This window comes from Mesorhizobium sp. B2-8-5, assembly GCF_006440675.2.
Classification (GTDB): domain Bacteria; phylum Pseudomonadota; class Alphaproteobacteria; order Rhizobiales; family Rhizobiaceae; genus Mesorhizobium.
Window position 1 is genome coordinate 552,149 of the sequence record NZ_CP083951.1, and the last position, 21,606, is coordinate 573,754.

General features: G+C 63.6%; 12 protein-coding genes. 2 read left to right on the plus strand and 10 right to left on the minus strand.

Annotation, left to right across the window (positions count from 1 at the left end; all coding sequences use genetic code 11):
* Positions 1–11 precede the first annotated feature (11 nt).
* The 7 genes from FJ430_RS02575 to zigA all read right to left on the minus strand — a co-directional run bounded on the left by FJ430_RS02575 (position 12) and on the right by zigA (position 16,525).
* Positions 12–11,495 carry an autotransporter-associated beta strand repeat-containing protein gene (locus tag FJ430_RS02575; protein WP_226892043.1) on the minus strand — a complete coding sequence of 3,828 codons (11,484 nt, stop codon included), beginning with the start codon at positions 11,493–11,495 and terminating at the stop codon, positions 12–14.
* A gap of 694 nt (positions 11,496–12,189) precedes the next feature.
* On the minus strand, positions 12,190–12,366 hold the full coding sequence (locus FJ430_RS02580; RefSeq protein WP_140711164.1) for an invasion associated locus B family protein: 177 nt from the start codon (positions 12,364–12,366) through the stop codon (positions 12,190–12,192).
* A 220-nt stretch (positions 12,367–12,586) separates the two neighbouring features.
* A complete protein-coding gene (locus tag FJ430_RS02585) occupies positions 12,587–13,501 on the minus strand; it encodes a metal ABC transporter solute-binding protein, Zn/Mn family (RefSeq protein ID WP_140711163.1) in 915 nt (304 codons plus the stop codon).
* An 18-nt stretch (positions 13,502–13,519) separates the two neighbouring features.
* Entirely contained in the window at positions 13,520–14,389 is an 870-nt protein-coding gene (locus tag FJ430_RS02590; RefSeq protein WP_140711162.1) for a metal ABC transporter permease, read from the minus strand.
* Positions 14,386–15,171, minus strand: a complete 786-nt coding sequence (locus tag FJ430_RS02595; protein WP_140655884.1) for a metal ABC transporter ATP-binding protein — start codon at positions 15,169–15,171, stop codon at positions 14,386–14,388. Before FJ430_RS02595 ends, FJ430_RS02590 begins: the two co-directional genes overlap by 4 nt.
* Positions 15,168–15,311 (minus strand): hypothetical protein, encoded by a 144-nt coding sequence (locus tag FJ430_RS02600; RefSeq protein ID WP_181175615.1) that lies wholly within the window; start codon positions 15,309–15,311, stop codon positions 15,168–15,170. The genes FJ430_RS02595 and FJ430_RS02600 overlap by 4 nt, the downstream gene beginning before the upstream one ends.
* Positions 15,308–16,525: a zinc metallochaperone GTPase ZigA gene (gene zigA / locus FJ430_RS02605; RefSeq protein ID WP_140711161.1), complete on the minus strand. Its 1,218-nt coding sequence runs from the start codon at positions 16,523–16,525 to the stop codon at positions 15,308–15,310. The genes FJ430_RS02600 and zigA overlap by 4 nt, the downstream gene beginning before the upstream one ends.
* A 103-nt stretch (positions 16,526–16,628) precedes the next feature.
* Here zigA and FJ430_RS02610 point away from each other — a divergent pair, with 103 nt between their 5' ends.
* A complete protein-coding gene (locus tag FJ430_RS02610; protein ID WP_181175614.1) occupies positions 16,629–17,054 on the plus strand; it encodes a Fur family transcriptional regulator in 426 nt (141 codons plus the stop codon).
* Positions 17,055–17,116: 62 nt separating this feature from the next.
* On the opposite strand, the gene FJ430_RS02615 is transcribed toward FJ430_RS02610, so the two are convergent.
* The 3 genes from FJ430_RS02615 to FJ430_RS02625 are packed head-to-tail and all read right to left on the minus strand — an operon-like array spanning position 17,117 to position 19,314.
* Positions 17,117–17,992, minus strand: a complete 876-nt coding sequence (locus FJ430_RS02615; RefSeq protein ID WP_140711159.1) for an alpha/beta hydrolase — start codon at positions 17,990–17,992, stop codon at positions 17,117–17,119.
* A gap of 4 nt (positions 17,993–17,996) precedes the next feature.
* The gene (locus FJ430_RS02620) at positions 17,997–18,320 is read right to left on the minus strand and encodes a nitrate reductase (RefSeq protein WP_140711158.1); all 324 of its coding nucleotides are present in this window, start codon (positions 18,318–18,320) and stop codon (positions 17,997–17,999) included.
* 31 nt (positions 18,321–18,351) lie between these two features.
* The gene (locus FJ430_RS02625) at positions 18,352–19,314 is read right to left on the minus strand and encodes a CobW family GTP-binding protein (RefSeq protein ID WP_140711157.1); all 963 of its coding nucleotides are present in this window, start codon (positions 19,312–19,314) and stop codon (positions 18,352–18,354) included.
* A gap of 180 nt (positions 19,315–19,494) precedes the next feature.
* Between FJ430_RS02625 and FJ430_RS02630 the strand changes: the two genes are divergently transcribed.
* A complete protein-coding gene (locus tag FJ430_RS02630) occupies positions 19,495–21,375 on the plus strand; it encodes a M23 family metallopeptidase (RefSeq protein WP_140711156.1) in 1,881 nt (626 codons plus the stop codon).
* Positions 21,376–21,606: the final 231 nt, after the last annotated feature.

Below are 21,606 nucleotides of genomic sequence, written 5' to 3' on the forward strand. Positions count from 1 at the left end.
CGTCGGCGCCGCTACCAGCGCACGCTGAAGCCGAGCTTGCCGCTTATGACATTGCTGTCGCCGAAGCTCGCCAGGCTGGTCTTGGCGAGCGCCTCGCCATAGACCGAATACTTGCCGTCGCCAAAGTCGAGCGAGCCGCCGAGGCCGACGCCGCCCCAGAACTTCTGGTTCTGGCTGGAAAGCTTCACGCCCGAGACATCGACCTCGGTGCCGTCGAGGAAGTCGTAGTAGAGGTTGGCGATGCCATAGACATGCGCGCGGCTTACCTGCCCGGCGCTGTCGGCCCACTGGTCCTCATAGTCGGCCGAGATGCCGAGCCGGCCGATCAGGTTGTCGCCGCTGCCGGGCGACACGACGGTGCCGAACGGATCGGTGAACTTGTCGAAGTCGACCGCCGAGTAGGAAAGTTGCGCCTGCGGGGTCAGCGACCAGTTGGAGCGCAGCGCGATCTTCTGCCCGCTCTCGATGCTCAAGGCATAGCCGAAGCCGTTGTTGCCATCGGCAAGCTTGCCCAGCACGGCCGAGTTGATGTCGCTGTCATACCAGGTCGCCTGGGCCTGCGTGTCGACGTAGAAGCCGCTGTTGCCGAACCAGGTCAGCGTGCCGCCAACGCCGTAGCCGGTGGCCGAGATCGAGCCGGTGCCGAAGCTCGACGCGACATCCGACGAAACGGTGCCGTAGTGGACGGTGATGCCGCCCAACAGAATGCCGGCCTCGCTCTCATGCAGCAGGCCATCGACACCGGCGTTGAGCTTCCACGTCGTCACGTCGTAGTCGGTGCCGGTGGTCGAGGTCTTGGGCTCGAACTTGCCATGCGCGGCATCGATACGGGCCCAGATGGCGCTGCCGTCGACCGGACCCTGGCCGGGCACGTCCGCGCCTTGCGGCGTCGCGCCCTCGCCCCAGGTCCGGTTGCCGGTGCGCTGCTGCAAGGTGCCCAGTTCATTGAAGCTCTGCAGCACGCCTTCATAGGCCTCGTAGAGCGGCGTGCTTGGCGCATAGAGCGGACCGGTCTGGTTGATCAGCGTCGAGCGCAGATACCAATCGCCGTCGGCCGGCGTGCTGACGCCGTTCTTGTAGAGCCGGTAGGCGTAAGCGCCGCCGACCACGGCCTGGTCGCCCTCAAAGACATAGTCGCCGGCGAGCGTGAAGGTGCCGGCCGAACTGCCGTCGATGTCGACGATCTTGATGCCTTCGCTGGTCTGCGCGCCCGCGCCGCCGACATTGGTGACCGCCAGGATGCCGGTGCCGGACGTGTTGCCATGCACCACCAGCTTGTCGGTCGTGGAGGCATCGCCGTCGAGCGCGGCATTGATGAGGATTTTGCCGCCATTGCCGACATAGTCGCCGCTCACCGTCAGCACCGTGCCGGGTGCCGCGGCGCCAAGTCGCACCGCGCCGCTGTTGTCGAGCGAGGCCACCGTCTGGTCGAAGCCGGCAAGGTCAAGCGTGCCGCCGGAGGCGACGGTGAAGGCCGAACTGGAGCTGAGCACGTTTGTCGCGCCCGCGGCCAGTGTGCCCTGCTGGACAGAGGTGGATCCCGAGAAGGCCGAGCCAGCGGCTGTCAGGACAAGCGTACCATCTCCTGCTTTGTTGAACGCGCCCGATCCGGTCAATGCCCCGTTCACGGTCAAGGTGGTACCGGCGTCAGTCGAGATCGTGCCCTGGCCGAGCATGTCGATGGCGCGGTCGCTGGCGAAGCTGGCGGTGGTGTTGAGCGTGCCGCCGTTGAAGGAGAGCCCGCCGGCCGCATCGCCGAGATTGGCATCGGCCGAGACCCTGAGCGTGCCGCCATTGATGGCGGTGCCGCCGGTGTAGCTGTTGGTGCCGGTCAGCACCAGCGTTCCGGCATCCGTCTTGACGAGCTGGGCATTGCCGCTGAGCGCGGAGGCGATCGTCGCCGTGTAGCCTGCGCCGGCACTGGTGCCGTCGCCGACCCGGATCGTCGACTGCGCGCCGACCAAGCCAATGTCGCCGCCCTGAATGACATAGCCGTCGGTCGAGAACTGCATGCCGGCGGCCGTCACCTGGCCGAGCCCGTTGTCCACCGTCACCGTGCCGGCCTGGCCGGCGAAGATGGCGAAGGCGCCGTCCGAATAGGCTGCGTTGATCGACCCGGTGTCTTCGGTCCAGTTGTCGTTGCCCAAGGAGCTCTGCCAGGTGCCGCTACCGCCATCGACCGTGCCGTCGAACTTCGGACCGGCATCGCCGTCCCAGTAGTTCAGGTTCAGCCCTTGCGTGTTGACGAGGTTCACCTGATGATCGACGGACGTCTGAACGAAGTAGTTCGAGGATGGGATGGAGCCAACGGACAGGCCGTTGTTGGTCAAGGTCCCGCTGTAATCGAACACCCGGTAGATGCCGGGGCCGAAGGTTCCGCCTGGCGAGACAGTCACATTGAGCGTGCCGGCGAGCGTCAGATTGCCGCCTACGGTGGTGAGGTCGTTGAGCGCCCCGCCCGCGACATTCGCCTGGCCGAAGCTGTAGTTGAGGATCGAGCCGCCGGAGAGCGTCAGGTCGCCGGCGATCGCCAGTGTGCCCGGCGTGGCGTCGGCCGATCCGGGCGAGAGCGTGGCGCCGTCGGCGATCACGACGTTGCCGCCGATCGTGCCCTTGCCGCCAAGCGTGGCGCCGATCTCAACCGAGGTAAGCCCTGTGGCCAGGCTGTTGTCGCCATCGACATAGAGCCCGCCTGCCGCCACGGTGGTCGCTCCGGCATAGGAGTTGGTGCCCGTCAGCGTCAGCGCCGCGCCGCCCGTCTTGGTGAAGCCGCCCGCGCCGCCGATAGGGCCGGACAGCGTGAGATCGGCGTCGGTCTGCAACGTGCCGCCGCCGGCATTGAGCGTGATGTCGCGCGCCGAGCTGAACGCGGCGGTATTTTGCAGCGTCGCGGCATTGTCGAACGACAGCGCTCCCGCCCCATCGCCAAGGTTGACGTCGGCCGAGACCCTGAGCGTGCCGCCATTGATGGCCGTGCCGCCGCTGTAGGTATTGGTGCCGCTCAGCACCAGCGTGCCGAGATCGGTCTTGACCAGCTGCGAGCTGCCCTGGAGCACCGAAGCGATGGTCGCGGTGTAGCCCGCACCCGGCAGGGTTCCGTCGCCCACCCGGATCGTCGCCTGCGGCCCGACCAGATCGATGGACTGCCCCTGGATCAGGTAGCCATCGGTGGCGAACTGCATGCCTGCGGCCTGCACCTGGCCATTCGTCGTGCTGTCGACATCGACCGTGCCGGCCTGGCCTGCGAAGATCGCGAAGCTGCCGTTCGAGAAGGCGGCGTTGATATCGCCGGCCGGCCCGGTCCAGTTGTCGTCGCCGGCCGCCCGCCAGGTGCCGTTGCCGCCATTGACGGCGTTATTGCTCTTGGGGCCGGCGTCGCCGTCCCAGAAATTCAGCGTCATGGCGCTGATGTCGATGAGGTTGACCTGGCCCGCTATCGAGGTCTGGACGACATGAGTGGGCGAATTGCTGTCGAGCCCGTTGTCGGTCAGGGTGCCGTCATAGCTGATGACGCGATAGATGCCCGGCCCGAAATTGCCGCCGGGCGCCTCCGTCACGTTGATGGTGCCGTCGAGTGCCAGATTGCCGTGGACGACCGTCAGATCATTGTATGCGCCGCCAACCACGCCTGCCTGGCCGAACGAGTAATCAAGATTCGAGCCGTCGGCCAGTTCGAGGTTGCCGTTGATGGTGAGCGCGCCGGGCGCGGAGCCGAGGCCACCGGGGGCCAGCCTGCCGGCCACGTCGACGAACACATCGCCGCCGATGGTGCCGTTGCCGCCGAGCGTGCCCAAATTGACGTTGGTCAATCCGGTTGCGGCGCTCTGGTCGCCATTGATGTAGAGCCCGCCGCCGCCGACAATCAGCGTGGTGCCGCCGTAAGTGTTGTCGGCCGTGAGCACGGTGTTGCCGGTTCCATCCTGGCTGACGCCGCCGCTGCCCGAGATCGTGCCGCCGAAACTATAGAGGTTGGAGCGGTTGAAGCTGAGCGTGCCGTTGTCGACCACATCGCCGAGGATTGACCCGGTCGTACCGCCGGTGCCCAGCATCAGGATGCCGCTCGCAATGGTCGTGCCGCCGGCATAGCTATTGTCCGCGCCGAGGATCAGCGCGCCGGCGCCGGTCTTGGTGAGCGCGCCCGCGCCGTCTATAGCGCCTTCCCACTGCACGGTGCTGTCGACCTGGAACGTTCCGCCGCCCGCCTGAAGCGTAGCGTCGCGTCCGGTTACGATGCTGGACAGGGTCTGATGCAACGTACCGCCATCGAAGGTGACGTCGCCGGCCACATCGCCGAGATTGGCATCGGCGGTGATCTGGACCGTGCCGCCATCGATGACGGTGCCGCCTTGGTAGCTGTTGGCGCCGCTGAGCACGAGCGTGCCGCCGCCTTCCTTGGTCAAAGTTCCGGCGCCGCTCACGGTGTTGGTGAGCGCCAGGCTGGTCGCGCCGTCGGTGTCGAAGGTGCCGCCGCCGGCATTGAGCGTCACGGCGCGGGCAGAAGTGATATCGGCCGTCGTGTGCAGCGTGCCGCCATCGAGCGAAAGACCGCCGGAGGCGTCGCCGAGATTGTTGTCCGACGCGATCTGGACCGTGCCGCCATTGATCGCCGTGCCGCCGGCATAAGTGTTGGTGCCTTCGAGCACCAGCGTGCCGAGATCGGTCTTCACCAACTGGGTGGCGCCCGTCAGGTTGGATGCGATCGTCGCGACATAGGCCGCGCCCACCGCCGTGCCGTCACCGACGCGGATGATCGATTGCGGGCCGACCAGGCCGATGTCCGCGCCCTGGACCAGGTAGCCGTCCGCCGCGAACTGCATGCCGGCGGCCTGCACCGGGCCGTTCGTGCCGTCCACCGTCACCGTGCCGGCGGCCCCCTGGAAAATCGCGAAGCTGGCATTGGCGAAGGGAGCAGCGAACGTTCCGGTGATGTCCGTCCAGTTCTGGTCGCCTGCGGCGCGCCAGGTACCGCTGCCGCCATTCACCGCGCCATTGGAGTGGGGGCCGGCATTGCCGTCCCAGTAGCTGAGCGTCAGCCCGGCCGAATTGACGAGGTTGACCTGGTTGGCCACCGAGGTCTGCACGAAATAGTTGGGATCCGTGACGTCGAGACCGTTATCGGCAAGGGAGCCGTTGTAGCTGATGATGCGATACACGCCCGGACCCAGGGTTCCTCCCGGGCTCTGGGTCACGTTCAGCGTGCCGTCGAGCGTCAGATTGCCACCGACATTGATGAGATCGTTCAGCGGGCCGCCAGGCACGTTTGCCTGGCCGAAATTGACGTTGAGGTCGGAGTTGCCCAACGCAAGATTGCCATTGATGGTCAGCGTGCCTGGAGCATTGCCGGCGCCGCCGGGGGCGAGCGTGCCGCCGTCGGCGACGGTGACGCTGCCGCCGATCGTGCCGGTGCCGCCGAGGGTCGCGCCGCTCGCGACCGATGTCGGGCCGGTAGCACCCGACTGGTTGCCGTTGATCAGCAGCGTCCCGGCATTGATGTTGGTGGCGCCGCTGTAGCTGTTGGTGCCGGTGAGCGTGGTGATGCCGGTGCCGAGCTTGTTGACCGCGCCGGTGCCGGAGATGACGCCGTCGAAGCTGTAGTTGTTGTTCAGGTTGAACGCGAGCGTGCCGTTGTTGGTCACGCTCGGTGTCGTCAAGGTACCCGCTGTCGCGCCGCTGCCCACCTGGACCGTCCCGCCCTGGATCGTCGTGCCGGCGCTGTAACTGTGGTCACCAACAAGCGTCAACGTTCCGGTGCCCTGCTTGTCCAGGCTCTCGAACCCGCTGATGCCCGCGCCCTGGACTGTGCGATTCACCGTGTTGATTACCCGAAGCGTGTCGCCCGCGCCCGTCTCGCCACCGGTGCCGGCGTTGACTGTTCCGGTGAGAACGGCGCCGTCGTTAAGCGTCAGCGTGTCGTTGCCGGCGCCAAGGTTGACCGCTCCCACTCCGGTGTTCAATGTCCCGGTCAGATTGACAGTGTCGCTGCCACCGCCAAGGTCGCCATTGCTGCGCAGCGTGCCGCCATTGGCGATGTTGATCGTGCTTGCCCCTGCGTCGCCGGTGATTGCTACGGGGGTCGCGCCGACCGCCTGCACGGTGCCATTGACGTTCAAGGTCGAGCCGCCATCCATGGCGAGGGTCGGCGTGGTCAGCACCTTGCCCGCGTCGACCTGCAGCGTGCCGGCATTCACGGTCGTGCCGCCGCTGCTGGTCAGGTTGGTTGCCAATTCCAGCATGCCGGCATCGACCTGCGTCGTGCCGCCGATGCTGCTGTCGATCGCCGACGTCAGCCTAGTCGTGCCGGCGCCGATCTGGGCGATGTTGCCCGCGCCGCTCAGATTGCCGGCAAAGTTGAACGTATCGCTGCGATTGAACGACAGCGTCGAGGTCGAGTTGACGACAACGACGTTGCCTGTGCCGGCGTTGCCCGACGTGCCGCCATTGCCGATGATCAGGTTCCCGTCATTGATGACAGTGTTGCCGGAATAGCTGTTGTTGCCCGTCAGCACCCACGTGCCGGCATCGTTCTTGGCCAGCGTCGTTTTCCCGGTCGTGGCATTCTGGTCGACGATCGTCCCGCCCATTATGTTGAGACCGGTGTTCGTGCCGCCCAGCGCCAGCGTGCGCGCTCCGGCCCCACTGTATAATGCGGACCCGGTATTGGTGAACTGGATCGCCCCGGTGCCGGACGATTCGATGAAGCTGACGCCTGTCTGCAGCGTGAACAGCCGGTCGGTGGTGTCGCCCGTGCCGGTATAGCGCAGCGTCGAACCGCTGCCGATCACGAGGCTGGATGCCAGGTTCGACGACTTCCCGATCGAACTCGCCTGGCCGCCATCGGCGAGCTTGTCGACGGCAAGCACGCCGCCGCTGATCGTGGTGATGCCGGTATAGGTACTGGTCTGGTTCTTCAGCACCCAGGTACCCGTGCCGCTCTTGGTGAGAGCGGTAGTGCCGCCCGTCGGGTTGTCGATCCGCGCCGAAAGCGAGTTGTCGGCAGTGCTCAGGCCCGCGAGCTGCAGCGTTCGGCTCCCGCTGCCTGACATGGTGACAGGCGCCGTGCTGGTAAAATTGATCGGACCCGGGCCAGAGGCGTACGCGTCGAGACCGCCGCCATTGGGGCCGAAGGTGAACTGCCGGTCGGTGCTGCCACCCGTACCGTTATAACGCAGCACGCCGCCATTGATGATCAGATTGCTCGGCACGGAACTCGATGCTCCGATCGAGCTGTTGGTGCCACCATTGGCAAGGCTGGCCACGGCGAGGATGCCGCCATTGATGACAGTCGGGCCGGTGTAGCTGCTAGCGCTGCCGGACAACGACTGCGCGCTGGCCCCGTTCTTCACAAGCCCGCCGCTGCCGCTGATGGCACCGTTGTAATTGGCGCTTCCGATACCGCTTATCGTCAACGTGGCGCTGCCAAGCGTGATGTTGCCGCCAGTAATGCCCAGATTACCTTGGCTGATATAACCGACCGTATTGCTGAAACCGTTCAGATCCAGGGTTGCCCCGGTCGTGTCCATTCGCAGGCCGCTCAAGCCGAATGCGCTGGTCGACCCCGCGCGGAGGGTGCCGCCGTTGACGAAAGTCGCACCGTTGTAGGTATTGGCACCGGAGAGCACCAAGGTGCCGGGCCCGAACTTTTCGAGCTGCGTCCCCGTCGCCACCCCGCTGAACTCGAGTGTCGTGGCGGCGTTCTCCACCGTGATCCTGCCCGAGGTCAGTGTAAAGCCGCGATCGGTCGTGACGCTGGCGCCGGTATAGTTCAGTGTGCCATCGATCTGCAGATTGGTCGAGGCGCTGCTCGAGGCGCCGATGTCGCTCGGCTGTCCGCCATTGCGCAGGCAGCTGACGTTCAGCGTGCCGGTGATGGTCGTGGCTCCCGTGTAGCTGTTGGTGCAGCCGCTGAAGGTCTGGCTGCCGCCCGCGACGGCGACGCCGCCGCTGCCGCCGATAGTGCCCGAAAAGCTGCCGTTGCCGTTCGTCGTCAGGGTCGCCGCGCCCAGCAGCACGCTGCCCCCGCCGCCGAGCCCGCCCACGGTGTTGTTGTTGTTGGCCAGATCGAGAGTCGCTCCCGTGGCCACTGTCATCGCCCCTGTGCCGAACGCACCGGCAGACCCTGCACGCAGAATGCCAGCGCTTACCGTGCTGCCGCCGGTATAATTGTTCGTGCCCGACAGCACCAAGACACCGGCGCCGCCCTTGGTGAGACCACCTGTCCCGGTGCCAACCCCGCTCATCGTCAGCGTGGTGCCGCCGATTACGTCGATAGCTCCGCCGCCGGTGCCGAGCGTGAAGCCACGGTCGCTGCTGGTGGTTCCGCCGATATAGCTGAGCTTCCCACCGTTCTGCAGCACAAGATTGGATGAAGCATTGCTCGCCGCGCCGATGCCGCTTGCCTGCCCGCCATTGGCAAGCGCGCTTACGGCCAGAGTGCCGCCGGCAATGGTGGTGGCGCCGACATAGTCGTTGCTCGCGTTGGCCAGCGTCAGCGTGCCGGCACCGGTCTTGATGAAGCCGGCATCGTCCGGGCTGGTCACTTGGCCGGAGAACGTCAGGTTGGTGGCGGCGTTGGTGACCTCGAAGGTGCGCGATGGACCGCCGTTGACGAGGGTGAAGCCGCGATCGGTCGAGGCCGTTGCGCCGGTGTAGCGCAACGTGCCGTTCTCGATCACCAGGTTCGACGACGCGCTGGATGAGGCGCCGATGCCGCTCGCCGCGCCGCCATTGGCGACACTGTTGAAGGCGAGCGTGGCACCGCTCACCGTCGTCGCACCGGTGTAACTGTTGCTGCCCGTCAGCGCGACGACACCGGTGCCGGTCGAGCCTCCCGTGCCGCCCACCGTGAAGGAGGTCGGGCCACCGTTGTTGATAATGTTCGAGGCGACGGTGAAGGTGCCGCCACTGTTCTGCTGCACGCCAAGCGCGCTTCCACCGGCGCCTCCGGTCAAGGAGCCGCCCTGGATGGTCTGGTTCGCGGTGCCGACCGAGGGAGAGACGATTATAGTGCCGTCCACGCCGAGCGTATTGCCGGCGCCAACAGTGACGATGGAATTGGCCGCCGCCGTGTATTTGAGGCCGCCGAGCGCGACATTGCCGTTCACCGTGCCGAAATAGGGCGTATTGGCGTTGCCGGCTTCGTCGCTAAGGATATTGCCCGTCGCCCACAGGGCCGCATTGTCCTCATCAACATAGGCGGTGAATGCGGTGATGAAGCCGCCCGACACTTGCGCATAGTCGGTGCCGTTGACGGTTGCCCAGCCGCCAAGCGCGCCGTTGGCATTGCTGGTGGCCATCGACGTTCCCGTGCCGATGCCGAAATCGACCAGACCGCCGGTACGGCTGACGGCGCCGAGTTTGACCGCCAGCACGCCGCCCGCGCCAGCGGTCGCGTTGATCCGGTTGTTGCCCGCCGTGACGTTCAGGCCATTGAAGCTTTGGCTGTTCGTCCCGGTGCCATCTTTCACGGTGAGCGTGCCGCCGCTCATATTGAGCGCCGAGGATATGGAAACGATATTGTCCGTCGGCGCGCCGGGCGCTGTGAAATCCAGCGCCAGCGTGCCGCCGCCGATGCTGGTCGCGCCGGAATAGGTGTTGGCGCCCGTCAGCGTCTGCGTGCTGGCACCTAGCTTGGTGAGGCCGCCGGCGCCGGTAATGACGCCGGCATAGGTGGCGCTGCCCGATGTGCCGTTCACCGTCAGGTTGTTGCTGCCGAGGTCCACGGTCCCGCCGGTGCCCGCCAAGGAGCGCGCGGTTATGTCGAAGCCACCCAGGTCAAGCGTGCCGCCATTGACGACAAGCGGATTGGAAGGCCCGAATGCAGCAGAGCTGCCGGCGGTGAGCGTTCCGCCCTGGACCGTGGTGGTGCCGGTGAAAGTGTTGCTGCCGCTCACCACCCAGGTGCCGGCGCCGTTCATGGTGAGGTTGCCGGCGCCGGAGATCACGCCGGAGAATGTGTTCGCCCCCGCGAAGCTGCCGCCGAGCGTCAGCGTATCGGCGACGCCGCCCGCGACAAAGCTCGTCGGTCCGCTGAAGGAGAGCGCGCCGGTGCCGTCATTGCTGATGGTGCTGGAGCCCGAGATCGTCAGCGTGCGGTTGGTCGCCGAGCCCGTTCCGGTATAGCTCAGCGTGCCGCCGCCGAAATTGATAGTGTTGCCGGTGCCGAAGGAGCTGTTGGCACCGCTGTTCGCCAGGGTCCCGGCCCTGACGGTGATAGTGTTGATCGTGGTCGGCCCGGTGTAGGTGTTGGCGTCCCCGAGGGTGATGATCCGGCCAGCATTTCCGGTAAAGGCGATAGCCCGGGCGACCGAGGAACTAATGACGCCCAGCAGGTCCATGTCGCCGGACGCCGCGGAGAAATTCATGGTAAGTCCGTAGGCACCGCCGGCAAGAATATCGCCGGTCAGCGTCAGCGTCCCGGTGCCAGCGTTCTGGAGATAGTTGCCTCCGCTGGAGGTGTTGTTGAAACGCCAGTTGCGATTGGAGCTGTCGCCGTCACCGAAATAGACCAGATTGCCGCCCACTCCGCCACCGGCGCTTACAGTGATGGTACCCGACGCCGCATCCGTAGGCGCGCCGAGCGAGCTTGCCACCCCAAGGTCTGCTACCGAGGTGAAGCCGTTGGTGCCTTGGCCGAAAACCGTCTGACCTGTATAGTCGTTGGCGTCGTTGCTGATTGTGCCTAAAACCTGCAGCCCGCCGGCCCCGGTGAAGCGCGCTGTGAGCGCCCCACTACCTGCGACCGCACGTCCGCTGACGATCGTAACAACCCGGCTGGCGGCAAGTGCGCTGGTCGAGCTGATAGAGGTACCATTCGCAAGTGACACGCCATTGCCGGCCGCGCCGAGTGAGGCATCGCTGGCGAGCCCAAGTCCTCCGGCCGAGACGGTGATGTCACCCGTGAAGGTGTTCGCGCCGGTGAGCGTCAGCCCGCCGGCGCCGACTTTGGTGAAGCCTGATCCGGCGATCACCGAACTGATTGTGGTGGTTCCGGCAGTGGAAATCGTCGGCGTCGTGCCGGTGAGCGTCAGCGTGCTGCCAGCGATTGTATAGCCCGCGACACCGAAGGTCAGATTGTGGGCCGTCATCGGCCCCGCGAGCGTCACCGTCCCGGCGGTGCCGTTGAAGAAGGCATTGTCGCCGCCGACGGCGGCATTGTTCCAACTGGCCATCGGCCCGGTGACACCATCACTGCTCGGATTCCAAAGCAGGGACGAGGTGTTCCAGGCTCCGGTACCCCCGAGGCCCACAGCGGTGCCGTTGACGTCCCAATAGAGATCGGCCGCCCCTGCAGGGACGGCGCCAAGCCCGGCCAATAGCGCGGCCGACACAAGCGCACCACGCAAGACCGGAGCTGCCGTCGAAGCCAGGTGGGCAAGATTCGGCGCATAGCTCGCCGCCTGGCCTTTCCATTTGGTCATACGGCCGCCGCGCAGCAGGCGATGGGCAAATGATGGTTCGCGCGTCGGCTCCGCCGACATGCCTGCTTTGCTGTTCACGATTCTATCCATCATATTCCCCCGCGTCGAATGGTCACTGCCGCAACCAGTCGTCGTAACATGCCGGCCGCCTTGCAAATCGATATGGCCGGGGCGGCAGCCGACCGATCCATGTGATAAGAGATTTGCTGAAGGGGTTGGTGACGAACCGACAGCTGGCAAGGAGGGTTGCCTGCCCGCTTTGCCGGGCCGGAACGGGATGACCCTCGGCGGATCCTTGCATCAGTCGACTGACCGACGGCAATGACGCGCCACTCGCCTGACTAGGCTGCGCCACGACCTCATATATCCGCAATGCCCACTGCTGGCTTGATCTGCTCCAGCATCACCCTCTCCTCAGCCTGATCAGATTGCCAACCGCGATCGCACCTTGGTCCCGGGCAATGGCGGCGTTGCACTGGCGACCGAATCGGCACCGCAAAGCAAGTCTGTCAAGAACATCACACATCAAGCAACTTATAAAGAGGTTAATTGAATCGTTTCGGATTTATTGATGTAAACATTAGGATGTTTAAATATAAGTCAGATCTTACATTCGACTGCAGAATCCCGAGCTTCGCTCGACGGCCTTCATGAAGACACCGCGCGGGTAGCCATCCGGAGAAATCCAGCGAACGAGACCCGGTGTAAACGGGGAGCTGTTTTGCGAACACATTGCCGATGCCCAGGAGCAACGGTACGGGAAATAGAACGTCTACTTCAACAGCGCCATTGTCCTGTCGACGGCGCTGGGGAAGCCGTTCAGCGAAAGCGCCAGATTGGTCTCCTTGCCGCCGTCGGCGACCACCTTGACCTTGAGGCTTTTGCCGTCGCGCAGGCTGGCCAAGGTCTCGGCGTCGAAACTCAGATCGACGAGGCAGCCGCCGGGCAGGCAGGTGCGGAAGCGAGCCCATCGCGGCTCCCACGCATCTTGAAACCCGCAACTGGATTCTGGAGGCCACCGTCACGCCGCAAGCCGGCCTCCCGATACCACTCTGGACAGAACCAATAACCCCACGGCGCGGCTTCTTCGATCTCATCGCCAGAGGCGGAATCGCAGGGTGAACCTACGGATGGGGCGACGGCCCCATCCGCTTTTGGCATGGAATATTCTATTGCTGCGCCAGCGTTTGTTTCGCCATGGCAGCGGCCAATTGGTCGACGTTGTATTTGAACATCCTGGCGTAGGTTGGCGCGGGACCGTCCTCCTTCGAAAGGGCCTCGACGTAGAGCTCTCCGCCCGCTTCGGCGCCCGTGGCGCCCGCGATCTGCTTGACGAGACGAGGATCGTTGGAGTTTTCAAAGAAATAGGTCTTCACGCCTTCCTTCTTGATCTGCTCGATCAGCTTGGCGACGTCGCCGGCCGAGGCCTCGGCTTCAGTTGACAAGCCAAGCGGCGACAGGAAAGAAACCCCGTACTCACGTCCGAAATAGCCGAAGGCGTCATGGCTGGTCAGCACCTTGCGCTTCTCCTGCGGAATCGGGTCGATCTTGGAACGCGCGTAGGCGTCGAGTTCATGGAGCTTCTTCATGTATCTCTCGGCATTCGCCTTGAAATGTCCTGCCCCCTCGGGATCGGCCGCCTCGAGCGCCTTCTCGATGTTGCCGACCCAGACCTCGACATTGACCGGGCTGTTCCAGACATGCGGATCGGTCACGGTCTTGCCATCCTCATCCATCGTGCGGGTCTTGACGCCTTCGGAAGCGACGACCGGCGTTCCGGTGTAACCGGAACCGCTGATCAGGCGATCCATCCAGCCCTCCAGCCCTTCGCCACTGACGAAAACGACATCGGCGGCTTTGAGGTTCTTGGCGTCGTCCGGCGTCGGCTCGTATTCATGGGGATCGCCGTCGGCCGGTACGATTGTCTTGACTTCGACATTGCTGCCGCCGACTTCCTTGGCCACGTCGGCAAGCACCGTGAAGCTCGCAACGACATGCAGCGTCTTGGCGGAGGCAGCGGCCGCCACCGCCAACACGGCAACAGCGCTGAGCCCAAGCGTGGCCATCATGTTCAGTCTTCTCATCGAAACTCTCCTTGGTGATCAGCCCGTAAGGTGTGGGCGGGGAAACAGACGCCGCACGGCACCCGACGGAGCGGCAAGCAGCGAGACGCAATAGAGGAGGCTTGCAGTCAGGATGATGCATGGTCCCGAGGCGTAGCCGAGATGGAATGAGGCGATCAGCCCGACGAAACCGGAGAGCGCTGCCGTCGAGGCGGCGACGATGAACATTCCAGGCACGCTGCGTGCCCATAGCCGGGCAATCGCGGCGGGCAGCATCATGAGCCCCACCGCCATGAGCGTACCCAAGGCCTGAAAGCCGGCGACGAGATTGAGAACGACCAGGAAGAGAAAGACGAGATGGTGGAGCGACCCGCGTCCGCCGACCGCGCGAAGAAATCCGGGATCGAAACATTCTGCGATCAGCGGGCGGTATACGATCGCAAGGATGATCAGCGTGAGCGAAGCGATCGTCGCGACGAGGTAAAGCGCCGGCGCGTCGATCGCGAGGATGGTGCCGAACAGTACGTGCAATAGATCCCGGCTCGATCCGCGCAGCGAGACGATCAGCACGCCGGCGGCGAGCGACGTGAGGTAGAAGGTGGCGAAACTGGCATCCTCGCGCAGCGACGTCGTGCGGCTGACGATGCCCGACAGGATCGCAACGGCGAGCCCGGCGATCAGCCCGCCGATGCCCATGGCCGTCAGCGAAAAGCCCGCGAACAGGAAGCCGACCGCCGCGCCGGGCAGCACGGCATGGCTAAGCGAATCCCCGACCAGGCTCATACGGCGCAGCATCAGGAGCACGCCGACCGGGCCGGAACCCAATCCCAGACAGAAACAGGCGACAAGCGCCCGGCGCATGAAACCATAGTCGGCGAAAGGCGCCAAAAGCAGGTCGTGGAGGCTCATGCCGCCTTATTCCCCGGCCGGTGACAAACCTCGGCAAAGTCGTCCCAGTTTTCCGCCATGGCTCTTGCCTTGAGCAGATTCTCGGCAGTCATCACCGATGACGTCGGACCCCATCCGATCGGTTCGCGGGCGATCAGCAGCGTTTCGGGGAAATGCGCCCGCACCTGCTCGAAATCATGCAGGACGGCGATGATCGTGCGGCCGTCGCGGTGCCAACGCAGCAGGATATCCATCAGGTCGCGCGTGGTCCTGGCGTCGATGGCGGTGAATGGCTCATCGAGCAGGATGACCCGCGCGTCCTGCAGCAGCAGCCGGGCAAACAGCACACGCTGGAACTGCCCTGCGGACAGCGAGCCGATGGGACGACGTTCGAACCCTTCCAGGCCGACGGCCGACAGCGCCTCCCGCGCCTTGGCGGTTATCGCCGCGGTGATACCGCGAAACGCACCGACGACGTGCCACGCGCCGAGCATGACCGTGTCTCCGACGCTCAGCGGGAAACTGCGGTCGATCTCCGCCGCCTGCGGCAGGTAGCCGAAGTCGCGCGAGGAAAGTTCGGCGTGGTCGATATGTCCTTCCACGACAGGGAGCTGGTTCATCAGCGCCTTGACCAGCGTCGATTTGCCGGCGCCATTCGGGCCCGCGATCGCCGTCATGCTGCCCGGAAGAAACGAGCCGGAAAGATGATGCACGGCCGGGCGCCGATCATAGGCGACTGTCACGTTCGACAGGCTGATGAGGCGGCCGCCCGCCTCGGCGGCTGCGGGATCTGTCTTGTTCATGCCAGCGACACCGCCCAGGCAACCGCCAGCCACAGCGCCGCGATGATGAGGACCAAGACCCCCAGACGCTCGAACGCGGACCAGACGAGGAAGCTGCGGGCGAAGACCGTTCGCCCCGCCGAGATTCGCAGCCAGTTCATGCGGCTTCCTCCGTCCAGCGCGGAAACGGATCGGACAGATGCTTCCATTGTGCCGGCGAGAAAGTTTCGGCGGCAACCAGGCAGGAATCGAGTTCATCCCGGATGCGCGCTTCGTTCATCGGGTGCGTTCCGATGAAGACGATCTCCTGCCGGCGGTCTCCCCAGACCGGATCGAAATAAGGCTGCATGGATTGGCGCCAGCCGTCGTTGTCGGGCCATCTGACCTTCGGAACCGCCGACCACCAGAAGCCGCGCCGGCCGCTGCGGACCAACGCACCAGCCTGGCTCAATTCGCCCACATGCTGCGGGCGCGTGGCCAGCCAGAAGAATCCCTTGGCGCGGACGACGCCCGGCCATACGCGGTCGATGAAAGCCTTGAACCTCGTCGGATCGAAGGGCCGGCGCGCCCGGTAAACGAACGAACTAATCCCGTATTCCTCGGTTTCGGGAACGTGTTCGGAAAAGCCGTTCAGCTCCTTGAACCAGAGCGGATGCTCATGCGCCTTGTCGAAATCGAACAGGCCGGTATCGAGGATTGCCGCAAGGTCCACCCGACCAAAATCAGTCTCGATGATCCGCGCATCCCGATTGAGCGCACGCACGATCTTTCGCGCGGCGTCGAGGTCGGCCGCCGTCGCGGCCGACACCTTGTTGAGTACGATGACATCGGCAAATTCGATCTGCTCGACCAGCAGATCGACAAGCGCGCGGTTATCCCCATTGCCAAGCGATTCACCGCGATCCTTCAGGAAATCGCTCGAGGCGTAGTCCTTCAGCAGATTGGCGGCGTCGACCACAGTGACCATGGCGTCGAGCCTCGCCACGTCCGACAGGCTGACGCCATTTTCGTCACGAAACTCGAAGGTGGAGGCAACCGGAAGCGGCTCGGAAACGCCGGTGGATTCGATCAGAAGATTGTCAAACCGGCCCTGCCTTGCCAGCGCCTGAACTTCCTTCAGAAGGTCGTCCCTCAAGGTGCAGCAGATGCAGCCATTGGTCATCTCGACCAGTTGCTCGTCGGTCCGCGACAGGTTCGCCCCGCCGTCGCGGATCAGCGACCCATCGATGTTGACCACGCTCATGTCGTTGACGATCACAGCGACCCGCCGACCCTGGCGATTGCCGAGAATGGTGTTGAGAAGTGTCGTCTTTCCGGCGCCGAGAAAGCCGGAAAGGACGGTCACCGGCAATTTGCGCCCTGCCTCTGCCTGCATGTGATCTCCGGTAGATTTCAATTCCAGTTGACCCCTGGGTAGGTTATGTTATTACATTGGTCAACAGAAAGTTATGTTATTTCATAACGGAAATGTGAACCGGATGCTCGATCTCAATCGCGTCGGCACGATCCCCGGCGGTCTGACCAAGAACCAGGCGCTCGTGCTGGAGATCATAGACAAGGCAGGTAAGCCGATCGGCGCCTACGAGATTTTGAGGGAACTTGGGCCTCGGGGGATCAAATCACCGGTGCAGGTTTACCGGGCGGTCAACAGTCTTATTCAATGCGGTATCGTCCACAAGGTCGAGAGCATGAACGCCTTTGTGCGCTGCACCGACGCGCACCCCCATCGTGGACAAACGACGATCCTCGCGGTCTGCGACCGGTGTGGAACTGTTGTTGAACACCATGACGAGACAGTCGATCGCCGGCTTGTGGCCTGGGCCGAGCAAGAGGCCTTTCAGGTCGATACTGTCGCCATTGAACTCAAGGTGCGCTGCGCGAGCTGCAATGCCTCAGCTTCCTGAATGAGCAACCACAAGTCACGCCAACGCCATACCGGCATCGCGAACCGGCTACCGATCCGACCTCAGTCGGATTCGAGGAGAAATGGGTTGATCGTCTCCCAGGTCTGGTTCGGAAACTCCTCGTAGAATGAGAGCTTGCCGCGCGGCAGTTCGACGGTCCGCACATTCGTCAGCGATGCCAGGCCCGTCATCTCCGCCCTGGACTTGCGTGGGGTTCCGGCGCCGTAGACGACGAGTATCTTCGTCAAGATTCGTCGCGCGCTTTCCAGGAAGGCATCGCGATCGGTGAACGGATCGAGTTCCCCGGCGACGAAGCGGAAGGAAGCGTAGCGGGCGCCAGGCGCGTCGGTGACGGTGCGTTTTTCGGCCATGCGCTCCGGCGTCAGCCAGGCCGGATCGGCATAGACATGGCCGCGCGCCATCATGCCGATGACAAGGCTGTTCACATTGAGCCGATAGAGAAAAGACCCGGCGAGCGGCAGGTCGACGGCCTTTGCCAGCCCGCGAAACAGCGCCATGCGCCTGCCGGTCATGGTTGGAAGCGGCCCACGCCAGGTCGGCGACAGCAGGCAAAGGCGACCCAAGCCACCCGGATTTTCGGCGGCCACTGCCAGCGCATAGCCCGCGCCATGACCGGCGGCGATGGTCGCAGCAGGCTGAACGACACTCTGCGTCACGAAGCGCAGGAATGTACGATAAAGTTCCGGGCGCCAGGCAATCCTGGGGCGAGGCAAGGCGCCGAAGCCGGGCCAGTCGATGGCCGTCGTGGCAAAGGATGCGCCGAGCCGCTCCTGCAGCGGTCGCATTTCGGCGCGCGTCGAGATCGAGCTGAGCGCCGGCAAAAGAAGCAGGTTCTTGCCCATTCCAAAACGGGTCAGGCCGACGGCAACCTTTTTGCCGTCCGCAATCCATTCAATTTGATCCTCGATCCAGTCCATGCCTTCAATGCTGTTTGACGCTGACCTTCGGGGATGAATTCTCCGCGTTTGCGTCGAGAAGCCGTTGCCCGATTTGCAGCGCGAGCGCGATGTCGGGCTCTGCAATCATTGCCACGGTCTTGCCGACGCGCAAGGAGCGTATCGGCCGCTCCAATATGCTGATGACTGTCTCCAGGTCCGGACAGCCGGATTCGCGGCAGCGAACCTCCGTCACGGTGATTGCGACATCTTCCTTCAGATCAAGCCCATCGCGTATCCATTGTTTGATCCTGTCGGCATGAGATGATGAAGGCCCCCGTCTGGGCGCAAAGGGATTGACGAATTTCACCAGCTTCGCGGCCTCTCGTGATAGGCGAAGGTCACGCCCGGCACCCCATGAACCCGCTCTCGATGATACCCTTCGGCAGATTGCGGCCGATGAAGACAAGACGACTGGTCCGTTCCTCATCAGCCTTCCACGGCCGCTGGTGATCGCCTTCCAGCAGCATATGGACGGCTTGCACCACAAAGCGGTCGTCGTCGTCCTTGAAAGCGAGAATGCCCTTCATGCGCAACATATCCATGCCGAACCGCTGCGTGACCGTCTGCAGCCACGGCAGGAATTTTTTCGGGTCGAGCGGTTCCCTGGTGACCAGGGCGAAGCTGGTCACATGGTCATCGTGCTCATGCTCGTGGAACTCGTCGAGGAAATCCGGTTCAACTTCGAGGATACGGTCAAGGTCGAACGAATTGCGGCCGAGAACCTTGTCGAGATCGACGTCGCAACGCTGTGTGCGGTGGATGGAAACAGTGGGGTTGATGCGCCGGATGCGGCTTTCGACCTCCTTCAGGTCTTTGGCCGAGACGAGGTCGGTCTTGTTGAGCAGCACCGTATCGGCGAATGCCAACTGCTCCTGGGCTTCGTGCGCTTCGTCGATCTCGCCGAGCAGATGCTTGGCGTCGACCACTGTCACGATGGAATCGAGCCTGGTCTTGGAACGAACGTCCTCGTCGACGAAAAACGTCTGCGCGACCGGCGCCGGGTCGGCGAGGCCGGTCGTCTCCACCAGGATCGCGTCGAAACGGTCGCGACGGCGCATCAGGCTGTCGATGATGCGGATCAAATCGCCGCGCACCGTGCAGCAGATGCAGCCATTGTTCATCTCGAACACTTCTTCGTCGGCGTCGACGATAAGATCGTTGTCGATACCGACCTCGCCGAACTCGTTGACAATGACGGCAAACTTCTTGCCGTGATTTTCGGACAGGATACGGTTCAACAGCGTGGTTTTGCCCGCGCCGAGATAGCCGGTCAGCACGGTCACTGGAGTCTGGGTCTGCATGGCGGGAAACTCCGTTGAGGGGGCGGTTTTCATCTTGTTATCGGTTATAGTATAACGTATCAAGCACAAAGATGTGAGGGTTGAACGGGTGTCCTTAGGGACACATCCTCGTCATAGAGGGCGGGGATCGTTCGATCCTGACAAGATGTGGGACGGGACCAGAGAGGGGAAATCTGGCAAATGGCAGTGCCTGTCGTGCCCGCAGCGGGCAAGTATCGTCGGGGGCATGATGGCAATTCCGGCGCGTTCCGGCATCGCGGTATCGATTTGAGCCATGGTCCCCTGGCGGGCATTCACTGGCAGGAACGAACCGTGCGGTTTGCGTTTCGAACCCATGCGCGACTCGTGCTCGCGATCATGGTCGCGGCCATCGGTGCCACGGGTATGCTGCTTGGCACATTGCGTGTTGCCGTGCGTCCTCCGGCCTTTGCCCAGGCAATCCCGGCAAAACCACAAAGGACAAGACAAGGATCGACACCAAAGGACGATCGGCTGCCACCGCCGCATGTCGCTGGAACGGATGCGATCGCCAATCTGGTGGAAGCCGGCCCCAATGGATCCGCCAACGAATTCACCTATCGCCATGTCGAGGTTTCGCTGGGCAATCCATCTGCTGACGATCAATCGGATGCGGCGGAACCGCTGCTATTTCAGGAAGATGCTGTTGCGCGGCCGAGTCCCTTCGATGCGCTGCTCGCAAAGCCACCGACCGACGCCTCATCAAACCGTGCTCCGAGCGCGGTCCCTCGGCCAATGCCGGGCAATTCCAAGATGATGGCGGCGCGAGGGACTCCTATCAATGTCAGCATGGCCGCGGAGCAGCCGGCGCCGCATATCAAACGGGTGGCGGCGATGCCGAAGTCCGATGTGGACGTTGCCGCTTTTTTAGCTGCCGCGGGTTTGAGCAATGCCGATGGCCATTTGCTGGCGGATGCGTTGAAGGAGCAGGCCATTGCCCCTTCCGACCGTGTCGATCTGATGCTTGAGACGCCGGCATCGAAAGCCGGAACCGCGCAACTCGCGGCGGTCCGGGTCCTTCGGGATAATGGTGCGGAGGCGATTCTTGCGCGGAGCGACGCTGGAGGTTTTCAGCCGGTCGCCAACCACGACTTGTTTGACCGCCTCGCTGCCGAGGCGACCGAAGCAGGCTTCCACGCGGGAGGCGTGGACGGACTGGATGCGGATAGAAATGTCTCGCAACTGCGGGCGAAATATCCGCTTGTCATGCAGCGCCTTGAAAAGGAAAACGTGCCGCCCGCCGTGGCGAGCCAGATTATCGGGCTGGCGCGCAATTGCGGCCTCAAGCTCGATGGTGACTCGGCTGACGCCCACTTAATCGAGCTGATCTTCCGGACACGTGCTGATGGCAGCTCCGAACTTGTCTCGGCAAGATTCGACAGCGGAGATGGCGGCAAGACATTCTATCGCTATCGGCCGTCCGCAAACGAAGAGGCGGAATTCTTCGATGACCAGGGCCGGTCTGTTTCAAAGATGATGATGGCAAAGCCAGTCGCCAACGGAAGGCTTGGCGATGGTTTTGCCTGGCGGCTGCACCCCATTCTCGGGCGATGGCTGCATCATAACGGTGTCGACTACGCCGCCCCCTATGGCTCTCCGATCGTCGCCGCGGGGGACGGCAAGGTTGCCATCATCGGTTGGCAGCCCGGCTATGGCAAGTATGTGCGCCTGCAGCACGATGGCGGGTATTTCACGACCTACGCCCATATTTCCCGAGTGCCCGCGACGCTTCAGGTTGGACAATATGTGAAGCAGGGGCAGGTCATCGCCTATATCGGTTCGACAGGTCTTTCGACTGGGCCGCACCTTTATTACGAATTGCGGATCGGCGGCCGCTACTACGATCCTACATCCGTGCGGCTGACGGCCGGCACTCGATTGACCGGGCAGAGGTTTGAAGCCTTGCGAAAGCAAATCGACCACGTGGGGAGAATTTCGCGATATTTGGAGCAGGCCATGACGGCGGTCCCGAAGGACCGTGGGCACCTCAGCCACGTGAACTTCGATCACGCGAATGCTCTCGCGGCACCGGCCCGAAGCTGATCGCTTCCGTCTCTCGGCAAGTTTTCGATTCCGAAGGCCAATCTGCCCGCCAGATCTGCTCCGGACTGAACTCCCCAGAGGGGACCGGGACTTCAAGCGCCTCTTCGTTTCAGCTTCTGCACCCTTGCGCTCTCACGCTCCAGTGCCGACAATTGAGGCTCCGCTTCGAGTTCAACGCCAAAAATAGCCGTTTTCTGGTTCGCTGAATCCATTGAGCGTAAAAGTCCTATC

Bases quoted from the DNA above. Each gene is read 5' to 3' on its own strand.
- FJ430_RS02630 (WP_140711156.1), top strand. From the start codon at position 19,495: ATGGCAGTGCCTGTCGTGCCCGCAGCGGGCAAGTATCGTCGGGGGCAT.
- zigA (WP_140711161.1), bottom strand. From the start codon at position 16,525: ATGCAGGCAGAGGCAGGGCGCAAATTGCCGGTGACCGTCCTTTCCGGC.
- FJ430_RS02585 (WP_140711163.1), bottom strand. From the start codon at position 13,501: ATGAGAAGACTGAACATGATGGCCACGCTTGGGCTCAGCGCTGTTGCC.
- FJ430_RS02600 (WP_181175615.1), bottom strand. From the start codon at position 15,311: ATGAACTGGCTGCGAATCTCGGCGGGGCGAACGGTCTTCGCCCGCAGC.
- FJ430_RS02590 (WP_140711162.1), bottom strand. From the start codon at position 14,389: ATGAGCCTCCACGACCTGCTTTTGGCGCCTTTCGCCGACTATGGTTTC.
- FJ430_RS02615 (WP_140711159.1), bottom strand. From the start codon at position 17,992: ATGGACTGGATCGAGGATCAAATTGAATGGATTGCGGACGGCAAAAAG.
- FJ430_RS02625 (WP_140711157.1), bottom strand. From the start codon at position 19,314: ATGCAGACCCAGACTCCAGTGACCGTGCTGACCGGCTATCTCGGCGCG.
- FJ430_RS02610 (WP_181175614.1), top strand. From the start codon at position 16,629: ATGCTCGATCTCAATCGCGTCGGCACGATCCCCGGCGGTCTGACCAAG.
- FJ430_RS02595 (WP_140655884.1), bottom strand. From the start codon at position 15,171: ATGAACAAGACAGATCCCGCAGCCGCCGAGGCGGGCGGCCGCCTCATC.